Annotated in this window: 24 protein-coding genes and 1 pseudogene; 13 read left to right on the top strand and 12 right to left on the bottom strand. The window is 65.1% G+C overall.

The window, feature by feature from the left end; genetic code table 11:
• From ACRYRV_RS00925 to ACRYRV_RS00905, 5 genes are all read left to right on the top strand, one after another.
• On the top strand, nt 1-882 hold the full coding sequence (locus ACRYRV_RS00925; protein WP_445005968.1) for a glycosyltransferase: 882 nt from the start codon (nt 1-3) through the stop codon (nt 880-882).
• Nucleotides 879-1,307, top strand: a complete 429-nt coding sequence (locus tag ACRYRV_RS00920; protein ID WP_444989116.1) for an oligosaccharide biosynthesis protein Alg14 — start codon at nt 879-881, stop codon at nt 1,305-1,307. Before ACRYRV_RS00925 ends, ACRYRV_RS00920 begins: the two co-directional genes overlap by 4 nt.
• On the top strand, nt 1,304-1,813 hold the full coding sequence (locus ACRYRV_RS00915) for a glycosyltransferase (RefSeq protein ID WP_445005967.1): 510 nt from the start codon (nt 1,304-1,306) through the stop codon (nt 1,811-1,813). Before ACRYRV_RS00920 ends, ACRYRV_RS00915 begins: the two co-directional genes overlap by 4 nt.
• A gap of 14 nt (nt 1,814-1,827) precedes the next feature.
• Nucleotides 1,828-3,210: an undecaprenyl-phosphate glucose phosphotransferase gene (locus ACRYRV_RS00910; protein ID WP_445005966.1), complete on the top strand. Its 1,383-nt coding sequence runs from the start codon at nt 1,828-1,830 to the stop codon at nt 3,208-3,210.
• A gap of 70 nt (nt 3,211-3,280) precedes the next feature.
• The gene (locus tag ACRYRV_RS00905) at nt 3,281-4,543 is read left to right on the top strand and encodes an O-antigen ligase family protein (RefSeq protein WP_445005965.1); all 1,263 of its coding nucleotides are present in this window, start codon (nt 3,281-3,283) and stop codon (nt 4,541-4,543) included.
• Here ACRYRV_RS00905 and ACRYRV_RS00900 read toward each other — a convergent pair.
• From ACRYRV_RS00900 to rimO, 4 genes are all read right to left on the bottom strand, one after another.
• Nucleotides 4,519-5,424: a glycosyltransferase family 2 protein gene (locus ACRYRV_RS00900; RefSeq protein ID WP_445005964.1), complete on the bottom strand. Its 906-nt coding sequence runs from the start codon at nt 5,422-5,424 to the stop codon at nt 4,519-4,521. The two genes, ACRYRV_RS00905 and ACRYRV_RS00900, sit on opposite strands and share 25 nt — an antisense overlap.
• Before the next feature lies 1 nt (nt 5,425).
• Complete coding sequence (locus tag ACRYRV_RS00895) at nt 5,426-6,487, bottom strand: glycosyltransferase (RefSeq protein ID WP_445005963.1); 1,062 nt, start codon at nt 6,485-6,487, stop codon at nt 5,426-5,428.
• Nucleotides 6,484-7,284 (bottom strand): glycosyltransferase family 32 protein, encoded by an 801-nt coding sequence (locus tag ACRYRV_RS00890; protein WP_445005962.1) that lies wholly within the window; start codon nt 7,282-7,284, stop codon nt 6,484-6,486. The genes ACRYRV_RS00895 and ACRYRV_RS00890 overlap by 4 nt, the downstream gene beginning before the upstream one ends.
• Before the next feature lie 64 nt (nt 7,285-7,348).
• Nucleotides 7,349-8,668 (bottom strand): 30S ribosomal protein S12 methylthiotransferase RimO, encoded by a 1,320-nt coding sequence (gene rimO, locus ACRYRV_RS00885; RefSeq protein ID WP_445005961.1) that lies wholly within the window; start codon nt 8,666-8,668, stop codon nt 7,349-7,351.
• A 256-nt stretch (nt 8,669-8,924) separates the two neighbouring features.
• Between rimO and ACRYRV_RS00880 the strand changes: the two genes are divergently transcribed.
• The 3 genes from ACRYRV_RS00880 (at nt 8,925) to ACRYRV_RS00870 (ending at nt 9,993) form a co-directional block, all read left to right on the top strand.
• Nucleotides 8,925-9,164, top strand: coding sequence for a DUF2281 domain-containing protein (locus tag ACRYRV_RS00880; RefSeq protein ID WP_444984256.1), 240 nt, complete (start codon nt 8,925-8,927; stop codon nt 9,162-9,164).
• Between the two features lie 167 nt (nt 9,165-9,331).
• Nucleotides 9,332-9,742, top strand: coding sequence for an SRPBCC family protein (locus ACRYRV_RS00875; protein ID WP_444984257.1), 411 nt, complete (start codon nt 9,332-9,334; stop codon nt 9,740-9,742).
• A 110-nt stretch (nt 9,743-9,852) separates the two neighbouring features.
• Nucleotides 9,853-9,993: a hypothetical protein gene (locus ACRYRV_RS00870; RefSeq protein WP_299316665.1), complete on the top strand. Its 141-nt coding sequence runs from the start codon at nt 9,853-9,855 to the stop codon at nt 9,991-9,993.
• Nucleotides 9,994-10,338: 345 nt separating this feature from the next.
• Here the strand turns inward: ACRYRV_RS00870 and ACRYRV_RS00865 are convergent, their stop codons facing one another.
• The 6 genes from ACRYRV_RS00865 to pilB all read right to left on the bottom strand — a co-directional run bounded on the left by ACRYRV_RS00865 (nt 10,339) and on the right by pilB (nt 16,574).
• Nucleotides 10,339-11,217 (bottom strand): DNA replication terminus site-binding protein, encoded by an 879-nt coding sequence (locus tag ACRYRV_RS00865; RefSeq protein ID WP_445005960.1) that lies wholly within the window; start codon nt 11,215-11,217, stop codon nt 10,339-10,341.
• Between the two features lie 7 nt (nt 11,218-11,224).
• On the bottom strand, nt 11,225-11,455 hold the full coding sequence (gene yacG / locus ACRYRV_RS00860) for a DNA gyrase inhibitor YacG (RefSeq protein ID WP_444989092.1): 231 nt from the start codon (nt 11,453-11,455) through the stop codon (nt 11,225-11,227).
• Nucleotides 11,452-12,093, bottom strand: a complete 642-nt coding sequence (gene coaE / locus ACRYRV_RS00855; protein WP_444989090.1) for a dephospho-CoA kinase — start codon at nt 12,091-12,093, stop codon at nt 11,452-11,454. Before coaE ends, yacG begins: the two co-directional genes overlap by 4 nt.
• Before the next feature lie 13 nt (nt 12,094-12,106).
• Nucleotides 12,107-12,958, bottom strand: a complete 852-nt coding sequence (locus ACRYRV_RS00850) for a prepilin peptidase (RefSeq protein ID WP_445005959.1) — start codon at nt 12,956-12,958, stop codon at nt 12,107-12,109.
• Nucleotides 12,959-13,257: 299 nt separating this feature from the next.
• Entirely contained in the window at nt 13,258-14,490 is a 1,233-nt protein-coding gene (locus ACRYRV_RS00845) for a type II secretion system F family protein (RefSeq protein WP_445005958.1), read from the bottom strand.
• Nucleotides 14,491-14,759: 269 nt separating this feature from the next.
• Nucleotides 14,760-16,574, bottom strand: coding sequence for a type IV-A pilus assembly ATPase PilB (gene pilB, locus ACRYRV_RS00840; protein WP_445001108.1), 1,815 nt, complete (start codon nt 16,572-16,574; stop codon nt 14,760-14,762).
• Nucleotides 16,575-16,935: 361 nt separating this feature from the next.
• On the opposite strand from pilB, the pseudogene ACRYRV_RS00835 reads away from it, so the two are divergent.
• The 4 genes and pseudogenes from ACRYRV_RS00835 to ACRYRV_RS00820 all read left to right on the top strand — a co-directional run.
• Nucleotides 16,936-17,065 (top strand): annotated as a pseudogene (locus tag ACRYRV_RS00835) (prepilin-type N-terminal cleavage/methylation domain-containing protein); the annotation flags it as partial.
• 635 nt (nt 17,066-17,700) lie between these two features.
• On the top strand, nt 17,701-18,177 hold the full coding sequence (locus ACRYRV_RS00830) for a hypothetical protein (RefSeq protein WP_445005957.1): 477 nt from the start codon (nt 17,701-17,703) through the stop codon (nt 18,175-18,177).
• A gap of 69 nt (nt 18,178-18,246) precedes the next feature.
• The gene (gene relB / locus ACRYRV_RS00825; RefSeq protein WP_444984266.1) at nt 18,247-18,468 is read left to right on the top strand and encodes a type II toxin-antitoxin system RelB family antitoxin; all 222 of its coding nucleotides are present in this window, start codon (nt 18,247-18,249) and stop codon (nt 18,466-18,468) included.
• Nucleotides 18,452-18,721, top strand: a complete 270-nt coding sequence (locus tag ACRYRV_RS00820; protein ID WP_444989078.1) for a type II toxin-antitoxin system RelE family toxin — start codon at nt 18,452-18,454, stop codon at nt 18,719-18,721. Before relB ends, ACRYRV_RS00820 begins: the two co-directional genes overlap by 17 nt.
• A 65-nt stretch (nt 18,722-18,786) precedes the next feature.
• Here the strand turns inward: ACRYRV_RS00820 and ACRYRV_RS00815 are convergent, their stop codons facing one another.
• On the bottom strand, nt 18,787-18,930 hold the full coding sequence (locus ACRYRV_RS00815) for a hypothetical protein (protein ID WP_444984267.1): 144 nt from the start codon (nt 18,928-18,930) through the stop codon (nt 18,787-18,789).
• Between the two features lie 177 nt (nt 18,931-19,107).
• On the opposite strand from ACRYRV_RS00815, the gene ACRYRV_RS00810 reads away from it, so the two are divergent.
• Nucleotides 19,108-20,520, top strand: a complete 1,413-nt coding sequence (locus ACRYRV_RS00810) for an MBL fold metallo-hydrolase RNA specificity domain-containing protein (RefSeq protein ID WP_445005956.1) — start codon at nt 19,108-19,110, stop codon at nt 20,518-20,520.
• A gap of 6 nt (nt 20,521-20,526) precedes the next feature.
• Here ACRYRV_RS00810 and ACRYRV_RS00805 read toward each other — a convergent pair whose 3' ends face one another.
• Complete coding sequence (locus tag ACRYRV_RS00805) at nt 20,527-22,740, bottom strand: EAL domain-containing protein (protein ID WP_445005955.1); 2,214 nt, start codon at nt 22,738-22,740, stop codon at nt 20,527-20,529.
• Between the last annotated feature and the right edge of the window lie 152 nt (nt 22,741-22,892).

Genomic DNA, 22,892 nt, shown 5'->3' with positions numbered 1-22,892 from the left:
GTGATTCACACCCCCTTGGCCACCGTCATCCTGCCTGCTTACCACGATTGGGCGGGGCTGAAAGCCTGCCTCGACGGTCTGGCCCGACAGCACCTCCCAGCTGAGTGCCTAGAGTTACTGGTGGTGAATAACGCCCCAGACGATACCCCACCCTCCGACTGGCGCCTACCTGGCAATGCTCGGATGTTGATGGAAGCAAACCCTGGCTCCTATGCCGCCCGCAATTGCGGCATCGACGAGTCTCAGCGTGAGATTCTGGCCTTTCTCGATGCCGACTGCCTGCCCGAACCCGAATGGCTCGAGGCAGCGCTGATCTGTATGGAAAATCAGGGTGCTGACCTGGTGGCCGGGCAAATTGCTCTGACCTACCAATGCGAGCGCCTGACGCCTGCCGAGTGCTACGAGAAGGCCTTTGCGTTTCGCCAAGCCCAAAACGTGGAGCGAGGAGTGGCCGTCACCGCCAACCTGATCGTCAGGCGTGAGGTTTTCGAAGCCGTTGGGAAGTTCAATGAGCAGATGATGTCCGGTGGGGATTTCGAGTTCACGCGGCGGGCGACAGCGGCGGGGTTCAAGCTTGTCTATTGCCCGGATGCGGTGGTTCGTCATCCAGCACGCAATACCCTTGCCTCTCTGGCGCAGAAGGCGCGTCGCGTCTCGGCCGGCAGCATGGCGCTGCATGGCGAGACTGGCGCGCTCCAGGGTAGTGGCCGTGTATTGGGGAATCTCGGCAATGATCTTCGCGAGCTGCTGCAACGCTCTGATATGAGCTGGCGTGAGCGGAGCCTGACCCTCGGGGTGCTGATCTATCTAAAGGGAGTCAAGCTGCGTCAGCGCCTGGCAATGCGCTTCAACTCCCGTAAGGCGAGGGAGCTTCCCCGATGAGGGTCCTTCTGGTGGCCTCGTTCGGTGGGCACTGGGTTCAGCTGCAGCGGCTGGCCGAACTGCTGGAGGTCGATGAGCAGGTCTTTGTCTCCACCGCCGACAAGCAGAACGGTGGGGCGGCCTATTACCTTGATGATTTCAGCGTGCGCGAACTGTGGCGAGGTGTTCGTCAGCTGCCCAGCGCAGTACGTATCGTCCGCCGCAGCCAGCCCGACCTGATCATCAGCACCGGCGCGGCGCCTGGCCTGCTGGTCCTTTTCGCTGGTTTTCTGCTCGGCAAGAAGACCCTCTGGGTGGATAGCATCGCCAACTGCCGGCGGCTCTCTCTTTCCGGTCGCGCGGCCAAGCTGTTTGCCACTCAGGTGCTCACCCAGTGGCCCGAGCTGGCCGGAGGGCGTGTACGCTATCTGGGGAGACTGCTGTGAGAATCCTCTTTGCTGCCGGTACCCAGTTTCCCTTTCCCCGCATGGACCGGGTTGTGCAGGGGGTGGCGGAGCAGCGCCTAACCTGGACGCTGGTCTACCAGGCCGGGCCCGATGCGGACCTGTCCACTCTCGGCTCCTTACCGAACCTACGCGTTCAACCGCTCTTCAAGGCAGAAGAGTATCAGCAGCTTTTCGTCGAGGCAGAGCTGGTGGTGACCCATGCCGGCATGGGGAACATCCTGGCCTGCCTGGAGCAGGGTAAGCCGTTCCTGATGATGCCTCGCCTGGCTAGGCTGGGGGAGCATCGCAACGATCACCAGGTGGATACCGCAGAGGCGATCGCCAGCATCTATCATCTGCCTTTCTACGAGGAGGTGGACTCCCTGATCGAGGCCGTTCTGGAGTATGATGGCGCCGCTCCGCAGACCGTGACTCCAGGTGAGTCAATACGCAGTCAGCGCCGAGACTTCGGGAAGAAGCTCAATGCGCTGATTCGCACCCTATAACCAGAAGCGTACGCATGGATAGAAGTTCTATTGGGATCTCAGAGCGCTACCCGGCACAGCTGATCGTGCCGGTTGTGGATATTCTCGCCATGGCGGCGGGGGCGCTGCTGGCCTACTGGTTTCGTTTCGAGACCTTCGAGTTGCACGAACGCTACTGGCTGGCAACGGCTATCATGGCGCTTCTCGTTGTGCTCCTCAATGTGATGCAGCGGGGCTATACTCGGTGGCGTATTACGCGTATTTCCACCTTGCTTGCCAAGCTGTGCCTGGTCTGGGCCGTGGTGGCCATCATCGCGGCGTCGCTGATCTATTTCGCCCATGCCGCCGAGCGGTTCTCTCGCCTCTGGGTTGGCGGGGCCCTTGTAATCTCCTTCGGGATCTCGGCCAGCGCCCGCGTGGCCGCCCAGATCGTGCTCAGGCGTGCCCGCCGCTTCGGTCGCGCACGCCGGTCGGTCTTTCTGGTGGGCCCTTCCGCGCAGCTGCTTCAGGTAGGGAAGGGGATGCGCAATGCGCCCGCCGAGGGCTATTCGATTGCGGGGGTCAGCCGCATGACGGGAGAACCCGATCCCACTGAGCTTGATCAGCTGGCGAGGCGGGTGGTGGCGTCTGGGGCACGCGAGGTGTGGATCTGTGTTCCCCTCGAGATGGGAGGCTTGGTGCGCTCCATCTTCTATGCCCTGCGCCACCACACCGTGGAGGTGCGCTTCATCCCGGACTTCCGCGGCATGCAGCTACTCAATCACCGCATGAGCGAGGTGGCGGGGCACCTGGCCGTGGACCTCAGCGTCACGCCGCTGGATGGCCTGGCTCGCATCATCAAGCGCCTGGAGGATCTAGTCCTCGGCTCCTTGATTACCCTCTTGATCATCCCTGTCTGCATCGGCATTGCCATTGCCATCAAGGTGACCTCTCCCGGGCCCGTGCTCTTCAAGCAGTACCGCACCGGGGCCAACGGCAGGCGCTTCAAGGTCTACAAGTTCCGCTCCATGGTGGTGCACCAGGAGCGCAACGGGCAGGTGACCCAGGCGAGGAAGGGCGACCCCCGCATCACCCGTGTGGGGGCCTTCCTCAGACGCACCTCCCTCGATGAGCTCCCTCAGTTCTACAACGTGCTGCAGGGGCGCATGTCGATCGTGGGCCCCAGGCCCCATGCCTTGGCGCACAACGAGTACTACAAGGATATCGTCGAGTCCTACATGAAGCGCCACAAGGTCAAGCCCGGGATTACCGGCTGGGCTCAGGTGAAGGGCTACCGTGGCGAGACGGATACCGTCGAGAAGATGGAGAAGCGCGTCGCCTGCGACCTCTGGTATATCGACAATTGGTCGCTGTGGCTCGATCTGCGCATCATTCTGATGACGATCTACAAGGGGTTCTGCAGCCCTCGCGCCTACTGATTTACCGCAAAACACAAGCTCCAGGCCGATGTGAACATTCCGTCCCTGTCGATTGAGAGACCCCACCGCCTTGATTTTCAATTACTTTCAGCATCCAGCACCATCGCTTCTGCAGCACTACACGAGCCTTGCCATCATCCTCTTCGGGGCGATCGCGCTTCTCTTCCCCAGCGGCTACTCCCTCGGCCCGGCGCTACTTCTGCTGGCGAGCCCGGTCCTTCTCGTCACTCGCCCACGCCTCGGGCTCGAGAGGCGGGACTGGGCGATCATGGGCGTCCTTATGCTCTACGGTGGCCTCTGGATACTGGAAGTCTGGTGGGATGGGCAGGGCAGTCGTGGCCTGGACAAGCCCATCCGCTTCTTCCTCGCCGCTCCCGTACTCCTGCTGCTTTTGGCCTATCCGCCTCGGATGGCGGCTGTCTGGCTGAGTGCTGCCCTGGCGGCGATCGGTACCGGCAGCTTTGCCGCCTGGCAGAAGCTGGTGCTCGGCATGGCCCGTGCCGATGGTCACACCCAGGTGATCCAGTTCGGCAACTCCAGCATGCTGTTCGGTATTCTCTGCCTGGGTGGCCTGGGCTGGGCCGTATGTCAGCGCCAGCCGCGGCGCTGGCTTGCGCTCTTGATAGTCGGGGCGCTCTTCGGTTTCATGGGCTCGCTGTTCTCCGGCAGCCGGGGAGGGTGGATCGGCCTGCCCTTTATCGCACTGGCCCTCTACAAGGGCTATGGGCGCTACCTGGCCCTGCGTTACCAGGCCACATTGGCAGGGCTGCTGCTTGTGGTAGCGGGACTGGCGTATGCCATTCCCCATACCGGGGTGGCAGACCGTATCGATCACGGAATCAGTGATGTTCAGCGCTATATCTCTGGGGAGTCCCGAACCTCCTCTCTGGGTGCCAGGTTCGAGATGTGGCGCGCCGCCGCCATCGTGATTCCGGAGCGGCCGCTCACCGGCTGGGGTGAGAACGGGTATATTGCGCGGGCCGCCGAGCTTGTTGACGAAGAGCGGGTCGGTGTAGCTGTTGCACGTTATAGCCATGTGCACAATGAGGTCCTCGATATTACCGTCAAGCGAGGTCTGCTGGGACTTGCGACGCTGCTCCTGTTGTACTTCGTGCCTATGCGGTTGTTTGGGCGCCAAATCTCGTCGAAAAATCTCGAGCTGCGTGCCTTTTCGGTCTCCGGGGTATTGCTCTGCGTGGCGTATATTGACTTTGGCCTGTCGCAGGTCTTTTTTGCCCACAATAGTGGGGTAATGCTTTTTTCGTTCTGGCTGGTGATTCTCTGGGCCAGCATGCGGAGGCTGGAGTCTCAGCGAATAAAGGACAACAGGTAGCGTTTCGCCAGGCGCGTGTTCATTTTAATGAGCCCTTTCCTGTATGATTCTATTAATAGCTGGCGGTAGTCCTTGGCTCGCTTCCCTTTGTACAAGGCGTTGAGTGTGATCTTTAGGTCATGTTCGAGCAGCGACCCAAGAAGCTGGGAACTCGCTTTTCTAGCGAGTTCCTTGTTTCCTGTTACCGCTGTAGCGAAGCGGCTGCCTTGCTCAATAATTCTTTTGAGGTCATGGCGAGCTCGTTGGTTGTCTACCTCCTCAATTCTGCAGCACGGATAACCGCTGTAGCGCGCTGAATGTCTTGTCAAGAGCCTCAAGAAAAGCTCGATGTCCTCTTGGTTCCTGAGTGCTTCATCAAAGCCGCCACTTTCTCGGAAATCCGCCGTATACATCATGAAGGTATTCGTATGCAGAAGATCTCTGTTGCGTAAGTAGTCGTTCAGGCCCAGTTGATCACCAGCTTTCCATTCTATATCTGGAGAAAAACCTTCGTGGCCTGCTATCTCCTTCTGCCCGAATGAGATGCCTCGGAACTTTGGGTCGTCAAGATAGAGGCATACTCGGCCGTAGACGGCATTTTCATGAAGCTGGTCGTCTGAGTCCAGGAAGCATATCAGCTGCGTTTTTACCTGTTCAGCACCATGGTTTCGTGCGGCAGACTGACCCTTGTTTTGTGGTAGGCGAAACAGAGTGACGCGTGGATTGTCCCCATAGGCTTGCGTGAGCGCATCAAAGGAGTCATCTGTCGATGCATCGTCAACCACCAGGCAGTAGGTTTCCTCATATGTCTGGTTGAGAACTGAATCAATGGCTTTTTGTATATGCGGCCACCGGTTGTAGCAGGGGATAACTACGGTTACATCGAGGGGTTGGCAAGTCATCTCACAATGCCTCAAACTGCGGAATCACGTTCTCGGTGAGAAACTGCTGATAGTAGCGCTCATCGACCTCTACCGGGGCCTGGTCCATGCGAGCAATCGCATCGGCCAGGCCTTTTTCGTCATCCTGAGCCACCAGGAAATCGGCGAGCTCGCCGGTCAGGATCTCCCGTGGGCCGCTGGGGCAGTCGGTGCTGATAACCGGCACGTGCAGCATCAGGGCCTCGATCAGCACGCGGGGGAGGCCCTCGGCGTCTGAGGTCAGGATGACCGCCTTGGCGTTGGCAATCCAGGGGTAAGGGTTGTGGTGGTAGCCTGCCATGATGACCCTGTCTTGAAGGCCCAGCTCCTCGATCTGCTGACGAATCCTCTCTTCATGCTCGGGCTTGCCCTTGCCCATGATCACCAGGGGCGTGGATACACCGCTGGCGGCATAGGCCCGCAGCAGGCGATCATGGCGCTTGCGCGGCTCGAGTGCGGCAAGGCAGACGAAGTAATCACCTTCAGGCAGGTCGGCGGGCTCCTTCGCCAGCTCGACGAAAGGCTCGCGCTCGTAGGGGTTATAGATCGGGATGATGGTCTCGGCCTTGAGTCCCACCACCTTCTCCAGGTTCTCCTTGACCCCATGGGAGACGGCAATCACCTTGCGGCCCCCATAGAAGCGATGGGCCTTGTCGTAGGTGCGCTTGAGCTTCTTGGCGTCGGTGAACTTGTAGGCGATATCTGCCTTGATCCAGAAATAGAGGTTGGGGTGCTTGAGATGGCGCGTGATCTTGTCACAGGAGCAGGAGATCACCACGTCCGGCTTCCACGCCTCCAGGGCCTGGGCGATCTTACGGGCCTGCCACTTCTCCGTCAGCACCGTGGTCGTGGCCTTGCTGAACTGGGTCACTACCGCCAGATTGACGATCTCGAGACCCTCGGGAATACGATGCTCGATCAGTTCGCGCAGAGTGAAGACGATGACGGCGTGGCCGCGCTGGCGGAGCTGATCGGCAGTATAGATCAGCGACTTCTGTGCGCCGCCTCCGTAGAGGTCTTCGATGACGAATGCAAAGCGCTTCATGATTGAGCGGTATCCTCGTGTGCCGGGCGAATGACGGGGGTCGTTCGCTGTTCCTTGTTCCACTTGCCCTGGGGCTTGTCGATGTACTGGAAGTGTTCGTTGGTAAAGCTGCCCTGATGCACCGCATGGCGATAGGAAACGGTGGACACTCTGCCAGGGTCGAGCAGTTCGATCAGGACTCCGGGGCCGGTAATGTCGAAGGTGTTGCGCAGCTGGTCCTGCTTGATGTTCTCCACCACCCGCTCGATCAGGCGTGCCAGATTGGGGTTCCCCGGCTTGCTCGCGATGAAGTAGTTGCTCAGTTCGCCGCGGCGGGTCGTCACATAGAGCTCTTCCCGTTCGGTGCCGAGTACTCGGGCGAGAGGCCAGATCTGGTGGGCATCGATATCCAGGTAGACGCCGCCAAACTTATGCAGCACCAGCAGCCGCCAGAGGTCGGCCTGGGCGGCGCCGATCTGAAGGCGATCATAGTGGGGCAGCACCTCGGGGTAGTGCTCCGCGATGAACTCACGACGCGCCTCGGTGATCATGAAGCGATATTCGAAGCGCGGTGCCATCAGCCGGTTGAACAGGTAGTTGAGGTAGACCGGAAGCGTCACCCGATCGGTAAAGTTGGTCTGCCAGATGATGGCCGGGATGGGGCCGGCCTCACCGCACTTGAGCAGCGGCGTGGCGCGCTCGGGGAGCGTGAAGCGCTTGTTGGGCAGCAACCAGTGGAAGGGGTAGCTGACCATCTTGGTGATGTTGGCGGCCAGCTTGATCAGTCGGCTGATGGCGACAATCGGTACCTTTTTCAAGGTGGCTCCTTCTCTCCCGGGTCAGACCCTTAAATTCCCTTAAGGGTCTGACCCCCAAGGTGGGTTAGACCACCTCCGCCCAGAGGTCGTATTCATCGGCGTTGGTGACCCGCGCCCTCACGATCTGGCCTGGGCTGAGTTGATGCTCGGTTTCAAGGAAGACCATGCCGTCGATCTCCGGGGCGTCGGCGGCGCTGCGGCCGATGGGGCCCTCGTCGGTGATCTCGTCGACCAGCACCTCGATCTCGCGGCCGATCTTGGCTTGCAGGCGGGCGGCGGAGATCTGCTGCTGGTGGGCCATGAAGCGCTCCCAGCGCTCCTGCTTGACCTCGTCCGGCACCGGCTCGAGATCCATGTCGTTGGCCGGGGCGCCGTCCACCGGGGAGTACTGGAAGCAGCCGACGCGGTCGAGCTGGGCCTCGGTCAGCCAGTCGAGCAGGTACTGGAAGTCCTCCTCGGTCTCGCCGGGGAAGCCGACGATAAAGGTGGAGCGGAGGGTGAGCTCGGGACAGATCTCCCGCCAGCGCTTGATACGCGCAAGGGTCTTGTCCTCGAAGGCGGGGCGCTTCATGGCCTTGAGCACCTTGGGGCTCGCGTGCTGGAAGGGGATATCCAGGTAGGGCAGCAGCTTGCCCTCGGCCATCAGCGGGATCAGCTCGTCCACGTGGGGGTAGGGGTAGACGTAGTGCAGGCGCACCCAGATGCCGAGCTCGGAAAGCGCCTCGCACAGCTCGGTCATGCGGGTCTTCACCGGGCGGCCGTTCCAGAAGCCGGTGCGGTACTTGAGGTCGACCCCGTAGGCGCTGGTGTCCTGGGAGATCACCAGCAGCTCCTTGACCCCGGCGCGCTTGAGCCCCTCGGCCTCGCTCAGCACCTCGCCCACCGGGCGGCTGACCAGCTTGCCGCGCATGGAGGGGATGATGCAGAAGCTGCAGCTGTGGTTGCAGCCTTCGGAGATCTTCAGGTAGGCGTAGTGGCGCGGGGTGAGCTTGACGCCCTGGGCCGGCACCAGGTCGATGCGCGGGTCGTGGTCCTGGCGGGGCGGCACCACCTCGTGAACGGCGCCCACCACCTGCTCGTACTGCTGGGGGCCGGTCACCGCCAGCACGCTGGGGTGGACGTCGCGGATGGCGCCTTCCTCCACGCCCATGCAGCCGGTGACGATCACCCGGCCGTTCTCGGCGATCGCCTCGCCGATGGCGTCCAGTGACTCCGCCTTGGCGCTGTCGATGAAACCGCAGGTGTTGACCACCACCACGTCGGCGTCGTCATAGCTCGGGGTGATCTCGTAGCCCTCGGTGCGCAGCTGGGTGAGGATACGTTCGGAATCCACCAGCGCCTTGGGGCAGCCGAGCGAGACGAAACCGACCTTGGGTGTGGACATGCAGAAGACCTTCGCGTGGAGAAACGGAAACGACGGATTTTACCGTGTTGGTGGGCTGGGAGCCATAAGGGGCGAGCTGCGAGCTACAAGGAGCGAGGGACAAGGGGCGAGGCACAAGGGGCAAGGCAACCCCGGCCTTCGGCCAGTTGCGTCGCCAAGGGGCAAGCCGTCACTGTGCCAGAGGCGTAGGCCGGGCCGATTTGCTATGCTGGGCGCAACGTTCTTGGGGGTGGCAAACACTGGGAGGTAAGTGACTATGCAGCTTGAAGAACTCATTGCCAAAGTGAGCCGCCTGCCGGAATTTCGCCAGCAGGAGGTGATGGACTTCGTCACCTTCCTGGAGCAGCGCTATGGCCAGGCCCAGCCCCCCGAGGAGCAACAGCTCGACTGGTCTGAGCAGCAGTTCCGTGCCATGAGCATCGAGCAGGCCATGCGTGATACCGAGGCCGAGCCCGACCTTTACTCGGAAGATGATCTCAGGGAAAAGTGGCAATGAAGCGTGCCGGCCAGATTGCGCTCATGCCATTTCCGTATACGAACCTCCAGAACGCCAAGAAGCGCCCAGTGTTATTGCTTCGACGCCTCGACAACGATCGGGATGACTGGCTCGTCTGCATGGTTGCTGAGCGAGTCCCAATGATCTTCTCAATTGGTAACTGACCCATGGCCACCATCGAACATAGCGCGATCCTCAAGGCGCCGCCGGAGCGGGTCTTCGCCCTGCTGGAGCGGGTGGAGGACTTTGCCGACTACTCCGACCTGATCCACGCCATCGAGCCGCTGGGGGAGGATCGCTACCGCTGGCACGTGCGGGCGGTGGGCCGCGACTGGCACTTCGACGTGGCGGTGACCGAGTCCCGCTCCCCGGAGGTGCTGGCCTGGGAGTCCCTGGACGGCGTGAAGAATCAGGGCTGCTATCGGCTCACGCCGGTGGAGGAGGGCACCGAGGTGGCGCTGACCCTCACCTATGTGCTGCACAGCAAGCTGGTGGAGAAGGCCGTGAACAAGGCGGCGAGGCCCCTGGTGGGCCGCGTGAGCCGGCAGATCCTGGAGCGGGTGGAGGAGAGGCTATAGCTTCCGCCGCCCTGATGCAGAAATTCTATTAGGTTGCTATCTACTTTTTCCGCTGCGGTAGTCCTATCATGACCTTGACGAGGCCGCCGGCCTCTTCCGAGGAATTTGCCATGATCAAGGGGCTTATGTGGTGCTTCGCCATCCTGGGCGTTCAGCTTGGCCTTTTGCGTTACATCGATATTCGCGTCGCCGCCATGCCGCGGCTGCAGGATCGTCCCGAGGAGCCCGAGCAGGAGCAGCTGCCAGGGTGAGGGCGCCGCAGGCGCCCCGGTGGTGTTGGTGAGGCCGGAGAGGTCCGCCGGGAGCCTTCGGCTCCTTCGCCCGGGGGACCCGGCCTCCTACAGGTGGTTTGACCCGCTGGAGGCGGAGCGCCGGCACGTAGGAGCCCGATTTATCGGCGATCTATCGCGCAGAATCTGCGCTCCTACAGGTGGCTCGGCGGAGCGCCGACGCGTAGGCGCCCGATTTATCGGCGATAGGCGGCAGGCACAGGGGCCCGATGTATCGGCGATAACACCGCTCATCGCGCAGAATCTGCGCTCCTACATCTCCTCATCCACCCGTAGGAGCCCGATTTATCGGCGATTTTCCGGTGCCTACCGGTACCGATAGACCCTCAGGCTGGGCAGGAAGGGTTCGTCCTCGAGCTTCTCGTCGCGGCGGCGGGCGCGGGTGCGCTGTTCCGGCGGGGCGAGCGGGGGGAGGTTGTGGTCCGGCAGGCGGCCGTCGTCGCTGGGCACGAAGAGCGGCAGGGCGACGTTCATGGCGCGGCGGGTGCGGCCGTCATCGAGGGGCTCCCGATAGAAGAGGTTGGCGCGCATCAGCGGGGCCTGGCGCTGTACCTGGGCCAGGGGCTCGCCGCTCGGGATGCCGGCCAGCTTGCGCAGCTGGATGCGCACGTGGGCGGCGTCCACATCGAGCTTCATCAGCTTCTGCTCGGCCTCCTGCACCGTCAGGCGCTTGATGGAGCGCCCGCTCGCGTACCAGGCGAGGCGCACCCGGGCCACCGGGGCCTCGGCCACCGGGATCGCCCGCCAGCACTGCTTGAGGTGCACCCGGGCCAGGCCCTGGCCGCGCAGGTGGTCGTGGAGTGCCGGGTGGCGGAAGGGCAGGATCGCCTTGGCCTCGGCAATCAGCCCGGGCTCCTGCTCCTTGATGCGGGCGAGCAGAGCGGCGAATTCGGCCTTGGCGAGGTTGGCCCGGGCTACCGCCTCCATCACCCTCTCTCCGGCGGCCACCAGCCCGATATGGGCGCGGGTGGCGCGGCCGTCCTGGCCATCCTGATACCAGACGTCCAGCAGTGCGTGGCGCAGCCAGTCGGCGGCACGCTCGGGCGCCACCGGTTCCGGCTCGCCGAAGATCCAGCAGGCGCCGGGGCGCGCGTTATGGGCCGCGGCCACTGCCTCCCCCGCCTCGATCAGCGCATCGAAGGCGGCTTCCAGCTCGGCCAGCAGGCGGTACTCGGGGCGGCTCACCGGTGGGTCACTCCGGGGCCTGCAATCCGCGCTCGGCGCGCAGGATCATCTCGTCGATCTCGGTCTCGTCCATGGCGGGCTCGCCGGCGATGCGGTGGGAGCCGTCCGCCCAGGCGCCGAGGTCCAGCAGGCGGCAGCGGTCGCTGCAGAAGGGGCGGTAGGGGTTCTTCTCGCTCCACACGACTTTCTTGCTGCACTGGGGGCAGGCGACTTCCAGGGGGCGTTGGGTGTGGCTCATGACTCTCCTCGGGGGTTCGCGGACGACGGAGCGGCCAGCTCTCGATAGCGTCGATCCAGCTCGCTGACCTGCCGGCGCATCTCGGCTTCGCTGCCGCCATTGTCCAGCACATCGTCGGCCCGGGCCAGCCGTTCGGCTCTCGGCATCTGGGCGGCGACGATGGCCCGGGCCTGGGCCTCGTCCACGTCGTCCCGGGCGGCGGTGCGCTGGATCTGCAGCGCCTCGGGCACGTCGATCACCAGGCAGCGGTCGGCCATCTCGCTCTGGCCCGTCTCGAAGAGCAGCGGCGAGACCAGCAGCACATAGGGGGCGCCGCTGGCGGCGAGGCGCGCCAGGTGCTCCACCAGCCGGGCGCGGATGCGCGGGTGGGTGACCGACTCCAGCCAGCGGCGCTCCGCCGGGTCGGCGAAGACGATCTCGCGCAGCGCCCGGCGGTTGAGGGTGCCGTCGTCGTTGAGCACCGCCGGCCCTGGGTGATTGGCATAGCGCTCGGCGATCTCGGCAAGGGCGGGCTCGCCGGGCTCCACCACCTCCCGGGCGACGTCGTCGGCGTCCACCCAGGGCACGCCCAGGGCCGCGAAGGCCCGGGCCACGGTAGATTTCCCCGAGGCGATGCCGCCGGTCACTCCGATGATCATGGCAACCTCCGGGTTAGAGCAGGAAGAAACGGCCGTAGGCCGCCATCAGCGGCTCGCCGGCCAAGAGCGCCACCCAGCCGGCCAGCGCCAGGTAGGGGCCGAAGGGCATCGGCGCGCCGCGCAGGCGGGGCAGGGCCAGCTGCACCAGGATGCCGATGACCGCGCCGATCCCCGCGGAGAGGATCAAGAGCAGCGGCAGGTATTGCCAGCCCATCCAGGCGCCGAGGGCCGCCAGCAGCTTGAAGTCGCCGTAGCCCATGCCCTCCTTGCCGGTGATCAGCTTGAAGGCCCAGTAGAAGCTCCACAGCACCAGGTAGCCCGCCATGGCGCCGATCACCGCGCTGGGCAGCAGCAGGGGCTGGAAGAGCAGCTGATAGGCGAGGCCCGCCCAGAGCAGCGGCAGGGTAAGGAGATCCGGCAAGAGCTGGGTGCGTAGGTCGATCACCGCCATGGCCAAAAGCGAAAGGCAGGCCCCCAGCACGAAGAGCCCCTGCCAGCTCGCCCCGAAGAGCGCTACCACGGCAAGGGTCAGCGCCGCGCCGGCCAGCTCCACCAGGGGGTACTGGGGGCTGATGCGCGCCTGGCAGCTGGCGCAGCGCCCGCGGCGCTTGAGCCACCCCACCACCGGGATATTGTCGTGCCAGGCGATGGGGGCCTCGCAGCTGGGGCACATCGAGCGCGGCGTGGCCAGGTTGAAGCGCGGCTGCTCCTCGGCGGGCAGCTCCAGGGCCTCCCGGGCTTCCGCCCGCCAGCCCAGCATCAGCATCACCGGAAGGCGGACGATCACCACGTTGAGAAAGCTGCCCAGGCAAAGGCCGATAAAGGCGGCCAGTGGCCAGAGCAGGGAGGGGGGAAGGTCAAGCAAAACGAAATCCTTAGGGGTCAAGGGGTCAAGGGGTCAAGGGGGTGCCTTGCTTCTAACTGGGCCGGGGCGGTGGCAAGGGCTTACTGTGGGAGGCCGGCTCTGCCGGGCGAATGGCGCCGCAGGCGCCTCGGCGGTGTTGCTGAGGATAGCGATTCCCGCCGGGAGCCTTCGGCTCCTTCGCCCGGGGAACCCGGCCTCCTACATTCCTCTTTCCAGCGGTAGAGGCATTCCCCCCACACTAGCTTCTTTCTGGTGGAAGCGGCACCCTCCTGCCTTAGCTTGTAGCTTGCAGCTTTGCCCTATATCACCGAGCCCAGCTCGAAGATCGGCAGGTACATGGAGATGACCAGGCCGCCCACCAGCACGCCGAGCACCACGATGATAAAGGGCTCGAGCAGGGAGGTGAGGGTGTCGACCATATTGTCGACCTCCTCCTCGTAGTAGTCCGCCACCCGGTTGAGCATGGCGTCGAGGGCACCTGACTCCTCGCCGATCCCCACCATCTGCACGGCGAGCGCCGGGAACTGTTCGGTCATGCGCATGGCGAAGTTGAGCTGCTGGCCGGTGGCCACGTCCTCGCGGATCTGCGCCACCGCCTTCTCGTACACCTTGTTGCCGGTGGCGCCTGCCGCGGTGTCCAGGGCCTCCACCAGGGGCACGCCGGCGCCGAAGGTGGTGGCCAGGGTGCGCGAATAGCGCGCCACCGCGGACTTGTCGAGGATCTGCCCCAGCACCGGTACCCGCAGGGCGAACTGGTGCATGCGGTAGGCGAAGGCCTCCGAGCGCTTCATGCCGGTGCGGATAAAGAAGATAAAGCCCGCCACCCCCAGCACCCCCCACCACCAGTAGGCCTGGGCGAACTCGGAGAGGGCGATGGTCATGCGGGTCATGGCGGGCAGCTCGGCGCCGAAGCCGGTAAAGAGCGACTCGAACTGGGGAATCACCTTGATCAGCAGCAGGGCGGTGACCCCGAGGCCCACGGCGATCACCGCCGCCGGGTACCAGAGCGCCTTCTTGACCCGCCCCTTGAGGAGCTCGATCTTCTCCTTGTAGGTGGCGACCCGCTCCAGCATCTTGTCCAGGGAGCCCGACTGCTCGCCGGCCTCCACCAGGTTGGCGAAGAGGCGGTCGAAGTGCTCGGGGTGGCGCTTGAGCGCATCGGAGAAGCTGGCGCCGGCGGCCACGTCGTTCATCAGCTCCTGCACCAGGGCGCTCATGGCGGGCTTCTTGATGCTCTCCGCCACCACCTGGAAGGCCTGCAGCACCGGCACCCCGGCGCGGATCATGGTCGCCATCTGGCGGGCGAAGAGCATGATATCCCGGGGCTTGATGCGGCCCATGCCGCCGCCGAGGCCCCCCTTGCGGCGGATATTCCTGACGATGACGTTCTGGCCGCCGAGGATCCTCTCCACCTCGCCCTTCTGGGCGGCGATAATCTCCCCGCCCACCTTGCGCCCGCCAGGCCCCTTGCCGGTCCAGCGCCAGCGGTAGAGCTTGGTCTTCTGGTGCTCTCTGAGTTTGTGCGTGGCCATATGGTGCGTTCCCTTCCCTGTGTTTATTGAGCCTCAAGCTACAAGGGGCAAGCTTCAAGGAAAACCTTGTGGGGGCTGTGGGGGCTGTGGGGGTTTTGTGGGAGGCCGGCTCTGCCGGGCGAATGGCGCCGTAGGCGCCTCGGCGGTGTTGCTGACATTGGCAGCTTCTTCCGGGAGCCTTCGGCTCCTTCGCCCGGGGAACCCGGCCTCCTACACCCCTCTTTCCAGCGGCAGAGGCTTTTCCCCACACTAGCCTGGGCCGCTTGGCCCTAGTCCTTCGTCACCCGGTTGATCTCCGCCAGGCTGGTCACCCCCTGCATCGCCTTGAGCAGGCCGCTTCTGCGCAGGTCCGGGTGCCCCTCCTGGCGGGCCAGCGTGTGGAACTCCATGGAGTTGCCGTTGCGCATGATCAGCTGGCTCATCTCGTGGCTGATCGGCACCACCTCGTAGATGCCGACCCGGCCCTTGAAGCCCTTGGTGCAGTTCTTGCAGCCCACCGGCTCGAAGATGGTGGCGGTGGCGATCTCCTCTTCGCTAAAGCCCTGGGCGGCCAGCGCCTCCTCGGGAATATCCGCCGGCTGCTTGCAGTGCTTGCAGAGCTTGCGGGCCAGGCGCTGGGCGATGATCAGGCTCACCGAGCTTGCGATATTGAAGGGCGCCAGGCCCATATTGGCCAGGCGGGTGAGGGTCTCCGCCGCCGAGTTGGTGTGCACCGTGGAGAGCACCAGGTGGCCGGTCTGGGAGGCCTTGACCGCGATCTCGGCGGTTTCCAGGTCGCGGATCTCGCCCACCATCACCACGTCCGGGTCCTGGCGCAGGAAGGCGCGCAGGGCGCTGGCGAAGTCCAGGCCGATCTTGGGCAGCACGTTGACCTGGTTGACCCCGGGCACCTTGATCTCCACCGGGTCCTCGGCGGTGCAGATATTGCGCTCCACCTCGTTGAGGATATTGATGCCGGTATAGAGGGTCACCGTCTTGCCGCTGCCGGTGGGGCCGGTCACCAGGATCATGCCCTGGGGCTGGTCGAGCACCGCCTCGTACATCTCCCGCTGGGCCGGCGTAAAGCCGAGCTGCTCGATGCCGAGCTGGGCCGAGGTGGGGTCCAGGATCCGCAGCACGATCTTCTCGCCGAACACCGTGGGCAGCGAGTTGACGCGAAAGTCGATGGAGCGGGTGCGGGAGAGCCTGAGCTTGATGGCGCCATCCTGGGGCAGGCGGCGCTCGGAGATATCCAGCCGCGACATCACCTTGAGGCGCGCGGCGATGCGGGCGCGCATGGCGAAGGGGGGGTGGGCCACGTCGTGGAGCATGCCGTCGATGCGAAAGCGCACCCGGTAGCTGGTCTCGTAGGGCTCGAAGTGGATATCAGAGGCGCCGCGGTGGATGGCGTCGAGCAGGATCTTGTTGACGAACTTGATGATCGGCGCGTCTTCGCTGGCGGCGCTGGCCGACGCCTGGACGTCCACCTCGTCGCTCGCCTCCTCGCCCTCGAAGCCGAGCTCCCCCACGGCGTCGTCCACCCCCTTGAGCTCGTCGAGCATGCTCTTCTCGGAGGAGGCGAGGTAGCTCTCCAGCACCGGGCCGAGCTGGTCCACCGGGGCCAGCACCCCCTCGGGGGTGAGGCCGGTGGCGAACTGCAGCTCGTCGAGCAGGGCAAGGGTGGAGGGGTAGGGCACCGCCACGCTCAGGCGGTGGCCGCGCTTGACCAGCGGCAGCACCTTGAGCTTGCGCAGGATCTTGTCGGGGAAGGCGTCCGCCTTGGGCAGGGTCTCCGGGCGCAGGCCGTCGAGATCCATGATCGGCAGGCCGTACTCCCAGGCGGCGGAGAGCGTCGCCTGGCGGGCCGAGACCAGGCCGGTCTCGATCACGTGCTCCAACAGCGACACCTCCGCCTCCTTGGCCTCCTGCTCGGCGCGCACCGCGGCGGCGTGGGAGATGCGCCCATCCACCACCAGCCGCCGCGCCAGGCCGCGCAGGCCCGGCGCGCCGTCGTGGCGGGCCTCCTCCAGGGCGCTGTGGGACGCTCCCTGGTGGGCTTCCAGGGGCTGGGCCGGCGAACCCGGCGGGGTGCGGTAGTCGTTCATGGGCGCTCGCAGTTCGCAGAATCTAAGGGCCATTCTAGCCGCAGCCACCCCCGCCCGCCCAGCGCTGTCGTGCTGCTGTCATCACGCCGAGTCAACCTTTTGCCGGAAGGCAGCTGGTACCTCTGGCACCCGGGAGGCTGAGGGCCAAAAATTCCCCTTGCGGTGGCGCGGTGCGTAACGTAATGTAAGTATCAAGGGGCGGTTGGATAGGCGCTATATGATGCGGCCCCTCAAACGCGAAGGGCAAGGCAAGGGGCGCAGGCGCCAGCCGAGCCAAGGGCAAACCCGCACGGGCAGAGAACAGGCGCAAGCCAGACGGCCACGGCGGACAGGATGCAAGGGGCATGAGATGAACGAGATGATGAAGAAGACGCAGCTCAACAAGGCGCAGGGCGGTTTTACCCTGATCGAGCTGCTGATTGTGGTGGCGATTATTGGTATTCTGGCAGCGATTGCGATTCCGCAGTATCAGGATTATACGGAGCGAAGTGCAAATCGGGCTTGTGTTGCCGAAGCTAGAGGATATACAAACATCGTCCTCGTTGAATTGGCTGAGCGCAACCCGAGTGTGCCTGAGTTTGTAGCAAGTGCTTGTGAGGGTGTAGATGTAGATGCAGAGGATATTGATACGGATACAGTGGAACTTGTTTTCGGCGTGGCAGATCCTGGGACTGGTGATGTTACCTGTACTCTTGCTACTGGTGTTTGTGTGCACGATGATGATGATGTCTAAACGAGCTAATCGGGGACAGGCCCCCATTGCCCACCTAGCCTGAAGTAGCAGTATCACCAGCGGCCCGCAGAGATGCGGGCCGCTGGCGTTTTGGTAGTCTACTGCTTGCCCCTTGCCCCTTGCCCCTTGCCCCTTGCCCCTTGCCCCTTGCCCCTTGCCCCTTGCCCCTTGCCCCTTGCCCCTTGCCCCTTGCCCCTTGCCCCTTGCCCCTTGCCCCTTGCCCCTTGCCCCTTGCCCCTTGCCCCTTGCCCCTTGCCCCTTGCTGAAAAACTCCCCCTCCCGACCATGGCGCAACTGGTTATCTCCCCCTTGCGCGCTGCGCTAGCCTTGATGACAAGGCCCACGCCGCCTGGCGCGGGCGAGGCAGGGGATGAGGAAGACGGAGGAGAGTCCATGAAACGCGCAGCGGTGGTGGCAGGAGCGGTATGGCTGGGGCTTGCCGCCCCGGCCGGGGCGGTGCAGTCACCGGAGTGGCTGGTGGGCGAGATCTATGCCTCTATTGGCAAGCCCGCCGCCGAGGCGCACTACTGGCTCAGCCGGATGATGGCGCCAGGGCGTCGCCAGGAGTACTTCACCGCGGCGCTGGTCGAGGTGCTGGAGGGCACCGACCATGACGAGTGGTGCCTGGAGGGCATCGATGCGATGGATGGCAACAGCTTCGACCCCGAGGAGATTCATCACACCCTGGTGATCGAGGGGGAGCCCCTGGGCGAGCGCTATCGGGTGGATGCCCGCTTCATGAACCACGGGATGCCCAACCATCGCCGCTTCGAGTTCGTCTCGACTCCCGCGGGGTGGCGCATCGCCGACCTGCTGGTGCCCGCCGAGGGTGGCGGCGCCCACTGGCGGCTCTCGGAGGTGCGCTGCTGAGAGGGCTGCCGCTGGCGTTAACGGTTCGGCTGCGATACATTTATTACATGTATCGCAGAGGTGACAAACATGCCCATCAGTCTCCGCCTTGACCCCGAGATCGAGGCACGCCTGGCCCACCTGTCACAGGCCACAGGGCGCTCCAAGACCTTCTACCTTCGCAAGCTGATCGAGGAGCACCTCGATGAGCTGGAAGATGCCTATCTGGCCGAGCATGCCCTCGAGCAGCTCCGCCAGGGCCGGGATCGCGTCATGACCTCCGAGGAGTTCTGGCGTGACCTGGAAGGTTGAATACCTGGCTTCGGCGGCAAAGAGCTTCAAGAAGATTGACCCTCAACAGCGCCGGCGCATTCGCGCCTATCTGGAAGAGCGGGTTGTGTCCCTCGATCACCCGCGTCAGCTGGGTAAGCCCCTGCGCGGTGAATTAGCGGTGTTCTGGCGCTATCGCGTGGGAGACTACCGTGTCATCTGCCAGATCCAGGATGACAGGCTGGTGGTGCTGGTAGTCCGTGCAGCTCACCGCAAGGATGTCTACGAGGAGTAAGAAACGACAGCGCCGCGGCAGATGCCGCGGCGCTGTTCTTCGTCTTGACCTGATCCGGCCGTCGATCAGGCGCCGGCCTTGGGCAGGCGGGCGATCGGTCGGCTCCAGATGGTCAGGAAGCGCTCGGTGTTGGTGCGCCGCTTCTTCGTGGTGCGCTTGGTGCGGGGCAGGGGCTGGTCCCAGATGGTGGGGATGCGCTCGGTGGTCATGGGGCTCTCCTGGCGGCTGGGGTGATTTTTCGGAAAGTATTTCCATATCTCTTGCTGGCTACTCTAGCTTCGACCAAGGTCGTAGGCAAGTTCTTGTGAAAAATATTTCTGAAAACGCCTCCCTCGCCACAGCAGCTATAGTGGAACCAGTTACCTTCGGCAGGGAGGCCGTGCGCCATGTCCACCTACCCCGTGATCCTGCACCACGGCGGCGCCAGCGGCGTCACCGGGAGCTGCCACCGCCTGCAGATCAGCGAGGCGCGTGCGCTGCTCATCGACTGCGGGCTCTTCCAGGGCCAGGACGCCGATTCCGTAAACAGCTTCGAGCAGCTCCAGGTGCGCTTTCCGGTGGAGGACGTGCTGGCGCTGGTGGTGACCCATGTGCATATCGACCATATCGGCCGCCTACCCTACCTGCTGGCGGCGGGGTGGCGGGGGCCGATTTTCTGCTCGGTGCCCTCGGACCGGCTGCTGCCCCTGGTGATCGAGGATGCCCTCCGGGTGGGCTTCACCCGGGACCGGGCGCTGATCGAGCGCTTCCTCGCCGAGGTGGAGGGGCGCCTGACGCCGTTGCCCTACCGGGAGTGGCACACCTTGGTGGACGACGCCCGCCACCGGGTGCGCCTGCGCCTGAAGCGCGCCGGGCATATCCTCGGCTCGGCCTATGTGGAGGTGGACCTGCTCGAGCGCGAGAGCGGACACCGCGAGCGGGTGCTCTTCTCCGGCGACCTGGGGGCACCCTATTCACCGCTGCTGCCGGCGCCCAGGCCCCCCTGGGGCTGCGACACCCTGGTGCTGGAGAGCACCTACGGCGACCGCGAGCACGAGGATCGCCGCCACCGGCGGGAGCGGCTCAAGGCGGCCATCGACCGGGCCCTTACCAACGGCGGCAGCGTGGTGATCCCCGCCTTCAGCATCGGCCGCACCCAGGAGCTGCTCTACGAGCTGGAGACCCTGATCCACCGGGCGAAAAGCGCGCGCTGGCGGGCGCTGGAGATCATCGTCGATTCGCCCCTGGCGGCGCGCTTTACCGAGGTCTACCGGGAGCTCAAGGTGTGGTGGGACGCCGAGGCCCACCGCCGGCTGCGGGCGGGGCGCCATCCGCTCAGCTTCGAGAACCTTTATACCGTTAGCTCCCATGAGGAGCATGAGCGCACCCTGGACTACCTGGCCGAGAGCGGCCGCCCGGCGGTGGTGATCGCCGCCAGCGGCATGGTGAGCGGGGGGAGGGTGGTCAACTACCTCAAGCGCATGCTGGGGGACGAGCGCCACTGCGTGCTCTTCACCGGCTACCAGGGGGCGGGCACCCCGGGCCGCGATATCCAGCGCTACGGCCCCCGGGGCGGCTGGGTGGAGCTCGACGGCGAGCGTATCGAGATCCGCGCCCGGGTGGAGACGGTCTCCGGCTACTCGGCCCACGCCGACCGCCGCGACCTGCTCAACTTCGTGCGCCGCATGCGCGAACCGCCGCGCCACATCCGCCTGGTCCACGGCGAACGCCGGGCCCAGGAGGCCCTGCGCGAGAGCCTGCTGGCCTGGGCCGCAGCGGCGGGGCACCCGCTGGAGGTAAGCCTGGGGGCGAGCTCTTGATTTCCCTTAAGGTGCTGACTCGGAGGGGGCGGCCGGTAGCCGCTCGGGCAGGGCGGCGAGGTCCGCCAGGGGCAGGGGGCGGGAGAAGAGGTAGCCCTGCAGCAGGTCGGCGCCGCGGCGGGACAGCTCTCGCTGCTGCTCGACGGTCTCGATCCCCTCGGCCACCACCTCGAGCTCCATATGGTGGGCCATGGTGATGATCCCCTGGACGATGGCGGCGCTGCGCGGGCTGTGCAGGGTGTCGCAGATAAAGCTGCGGTCGAGCTTGACCTTGTCGATGGGCAGGTCGCGCAGGTAGCTGAGGCTGGAGAAGCCGGTGCCGAAGTCGTCCAGGGCGACCCTGACCCCGTGGCCGCGCAGGGTGTCGATCAGCGCGATGGCGAGCTCGGCGCCGTCCAGCAGCACGCTCTCGGTCACCTCCAGCTCCAGCAGGCTCGGCGGCAGGCCGGTCTCGGCGAGGGTGCCGAGCACCTCGTCGAGAAAGCCGTCGCGGCGGAACTGCAACGAGGAGATGTTGACCGCCACCGGCAGCGCTCGCCCGCCCCGGGCGTGGAGCTCGGCCATCTCCCGGCACGCCTGGCGCAGCACCCAGCGCCCCAGGGGGATGATCTGGCCGGAGTGCTCGGCCAGGGGGATGAACTCCGCCGGGGAGACCAGGCCGCGCTGGGGGTGGCGCCAGCGCACCAGGGCCTCGACCCCGCTGACCCTGCCGCTCAGGGCCTCGACCACCGGCTGGTAGAGGAGCTCGAACTGGCCATCGCGCAGCGCGGTGTGCAGGTCGTTGCGCAGCAGCACATTGCCGAGGGTCTGTTCGACCTGGCGGCCCCGGTACCACTGCCAGGTGTTGCGCCCCTGGCGCTTGGCCTCCTCCAGGGCCAGGTCGGCGCGCTGGAGCACCTCGTGGGGGTGGTCGGTATCGTCGCCGCTGCAGGCGATGCCGATGCTGGTGCTGATATGCAGGGGCTGCCCCTCCACCTCCAGGGGCGTGGCGAGGCCCTTCAGCAGGCGCTCGGCCAGGGCGGTGGCGTCCGCGCAGCCGTCGATGCTGGGCAGCAGCACGGCGAACTCGTCGCTGACCAGCCGGGCCAGGGTGTGGTCGGGGTCGAGCAGCGTCTCGAGGCGCCGGGCCACGGCGACCAGCAGGCGGTTGCCGATATGCGGGCCCAGGCCATCGTTGATGGACTTGAAGCCGTCCAGGTCCAAATGCAGCACGGCCAGGCGGCGCCCCTGGGCCTTGGCGGTGGCAAAGGCTTCGGCCAGGCGGTCGTCGAAGGCGCCGCGGTTGGGCAGGCCGGTCAGCAGGTCGTGGCTGGCCTGGTAGCGCAGCCGCTCTGCCTGCTGGCGCTGTTCGGTGATGTCCTGCTGGATGCCGATAAAGTGGCTGCAGTGCCCGGCGGCATCGAACACCGGGCTGATGCTGAGGCGGTTCCAGAAGGGGGTGCCATCCTTGCGGTAGTTGATCAGGGTGGCCTCGACCTCCCGATGGCAGGCGACGGCGGCGCGAATCCTGGCGACCTCGACCGGGTCGGTGTCGGGCCCCTGGAGGAAGCGGCAGTTGCGGCCGAGCACCTCCTCGAGGGGGTAGCCGCTCAGGGTGCAGAAGGCCCTGTTGGCGTAGACGATGGAGTAGTCCGGACCCACCGCCTCGGCCATGACGACCCCGTTGGGGCTCGCCTCCACGCCGCGCTCCAGCAGGTGGAGCCGGTGCTCCTGGCGGTCGCGGACCAGGGCCAGGGCGATCAGCGCCGCGGCCTGGCGCAGCAGCCGCTCGCTGGCGGGGGTCGGCTTGCGCGGGGTGCGGTAGTAGGTGCCGAAGGTGCCCAGCAGCTGGCCGTCGGCGGTGATCACCGGGCTCGACCAGCAGGCGCGAAAGCCCTCGGCCAGGGCGGCGTCTCGGAACCTCTCCCAGCGCGGGTCTCGCTCGATATCCTCGCTGACCACCAGGCGCTTCTCGAAGGCGGCGCTGCCGAAGGAGGCCACCCCCGGGCCCACCGTCACCTCCTGGAGCCGTGCGATATAGGCGGGAGAAAAGTGCCGGTTGGGCAGCAGGCTCAGGGTGCAGCGCCTGGAGTCGTAGCGCATGAAGGCGACGGTGGCGTCGGGGAGCAGAATGCCGAGCCAGTCGGCGATGGCGTCCAGGGTGGTCTCCAGCGGGGCGAGCTGGGCAATCAGCTCGTGAATGCGCTGCTGGGCCGCCATCTGCGAGAGTTCCGTGTTCATGCGGTCATCCTTGAGGGTGCTGCCTGGCCGCCACCTGCGCTGTACCGGGCCGGTTCCATCTCCCGATAGTGACGCCTGATGCCCGAGCGTGCAACGCGCTACGCCTAAAGAGTGCCTTCCCTCGCGCAGGGCCCATCCTCCGGCGAGCGTAG

It is taken from the genome of Halomonas mongoliensis (assembly GCF_052496345.1).
This window is presented reverse-complemented; position numbering and strand designations above follow the sequence as displayed.

Bases quoted from the DNA above. Each gene is read 5' to 3' on its own strand.
- relB (WP_444984266.1), top strand. From the start codon at position 18,247: ATGCCCATCAGTCTCCGCCTTGACCCCGAGATCGAGGCACGCCTGGCC.
- coaE (WP_444989090.1), bottom strand. From the start codon at position 12,093: ATGATCATCGGAGTGACCGGCGGCATCGCCTCGGGGAAATCTACCGTG.
- ACRYRV_RS00880 (WP_444984256.1), top strand. From the start codon at position 8,925: ATGCAGCTTGAAGAACTCATTGCCAAAGTGAGCCGCCTGCCGGAATTT.
- ACRYRV_RS00870 (WP_299316665.1), top strand. From the start codon at position 9,853: ATGATCAAGGGGCTTATGTGGTGCTTCGCCATCCTGGGCGTTCAGCTT.
- pilB (WP_445001108.1), bottom strand. From the start codon at position 16,574: ATGAACGACTACCGCACCCCGCCGGGTTCGCCGGCCCAGCCCCTGGAA.
- ACRYRV_RS00815 (WP_444984267.1), bottom strand. From the start codon at position 18,930: ATGACCACCGAGCGCATCCCCACCATCTGGGACCAGCCCCTGCCCCGC.
- ACRYRV_RS00920 (WP_444989116.1), top strand. From the start codon at position 879: ATGAGGGTCCTTCTGGTGGCCTCGTTCGGTGGGCACTGGGTTCAGCTG.
- ACRYRV_RS00810 (WP_445005956.1), top strand. From the start codon at position 19,108: ATGTCCACCTACCCCGTGATCCTGCACCACGGCGGCGCCAGCGGCGTC.
- ACRYRV_RS00910 (WP_445005966.1), top strand. From the start codon at position 1,828: ATGGATAGAAGTTCTATTGGGATCTCAGAGCGCTACCCGGCACAGCTG.
- ACRYRV_RS00895 (WP_445005963.1), bottom strand. From the start codon at position 6,487: ATGAAGCGCTTTGCATTCGTCATCGAAGACCTCTACGGAGGCGGCGCA.
- ACRYRV_RS00805 (WP_445005955.1), bottom strand. From the start codon at position 22,740: ATGAACACGGAACTCTCGCAGATGGCGGCCCAGCAGCGCATTCACGAG.
- ACRYRV_RS00900 (WP_445005964.1), bottom strand. From the start codon at position 5,424: ATGACTTGCCAACCCCTCGATGTAACCGTAGTTATCCCCTGCTACAAC.
- ACRYRV_RS00875 (WP_444984257.1), top strand. From the start codon at position 9,332: ATGGCCACCATCGAACATAGCGCGATCCTCAAGGCGCCGCCGGAGCGG.
- yacG (WP_444989092.1), bottom strand. From the start codon at position 11,455: ATGAGCCACACCCAACGCCCCCTGGAAGTCGCCTGCCCCCAGTGCAGC.
- rimO (WP_445005961.1), bottom strand. From the start codon at position 8,668: ATGTCCACACCCAAGGTCGGTTTCGTCTCGCTCGGCTGCCCCAAGGCG.
- ACRYRV_RS00830 (WP_445005957.1), top strand. From the start codon at position 17,701: ATGAAACGCGCAGCGGTGGTGGCAGGAGCGGTATGGCTGGGGCTTGCC.
- ACRYRV_RS00845 (WP_445005958.1), bottom strand. From the start codon at position 14,490: ATGGCCACGCACAAACTCAGAGAGCACCAGAAGACCAAGCTCTACCGC.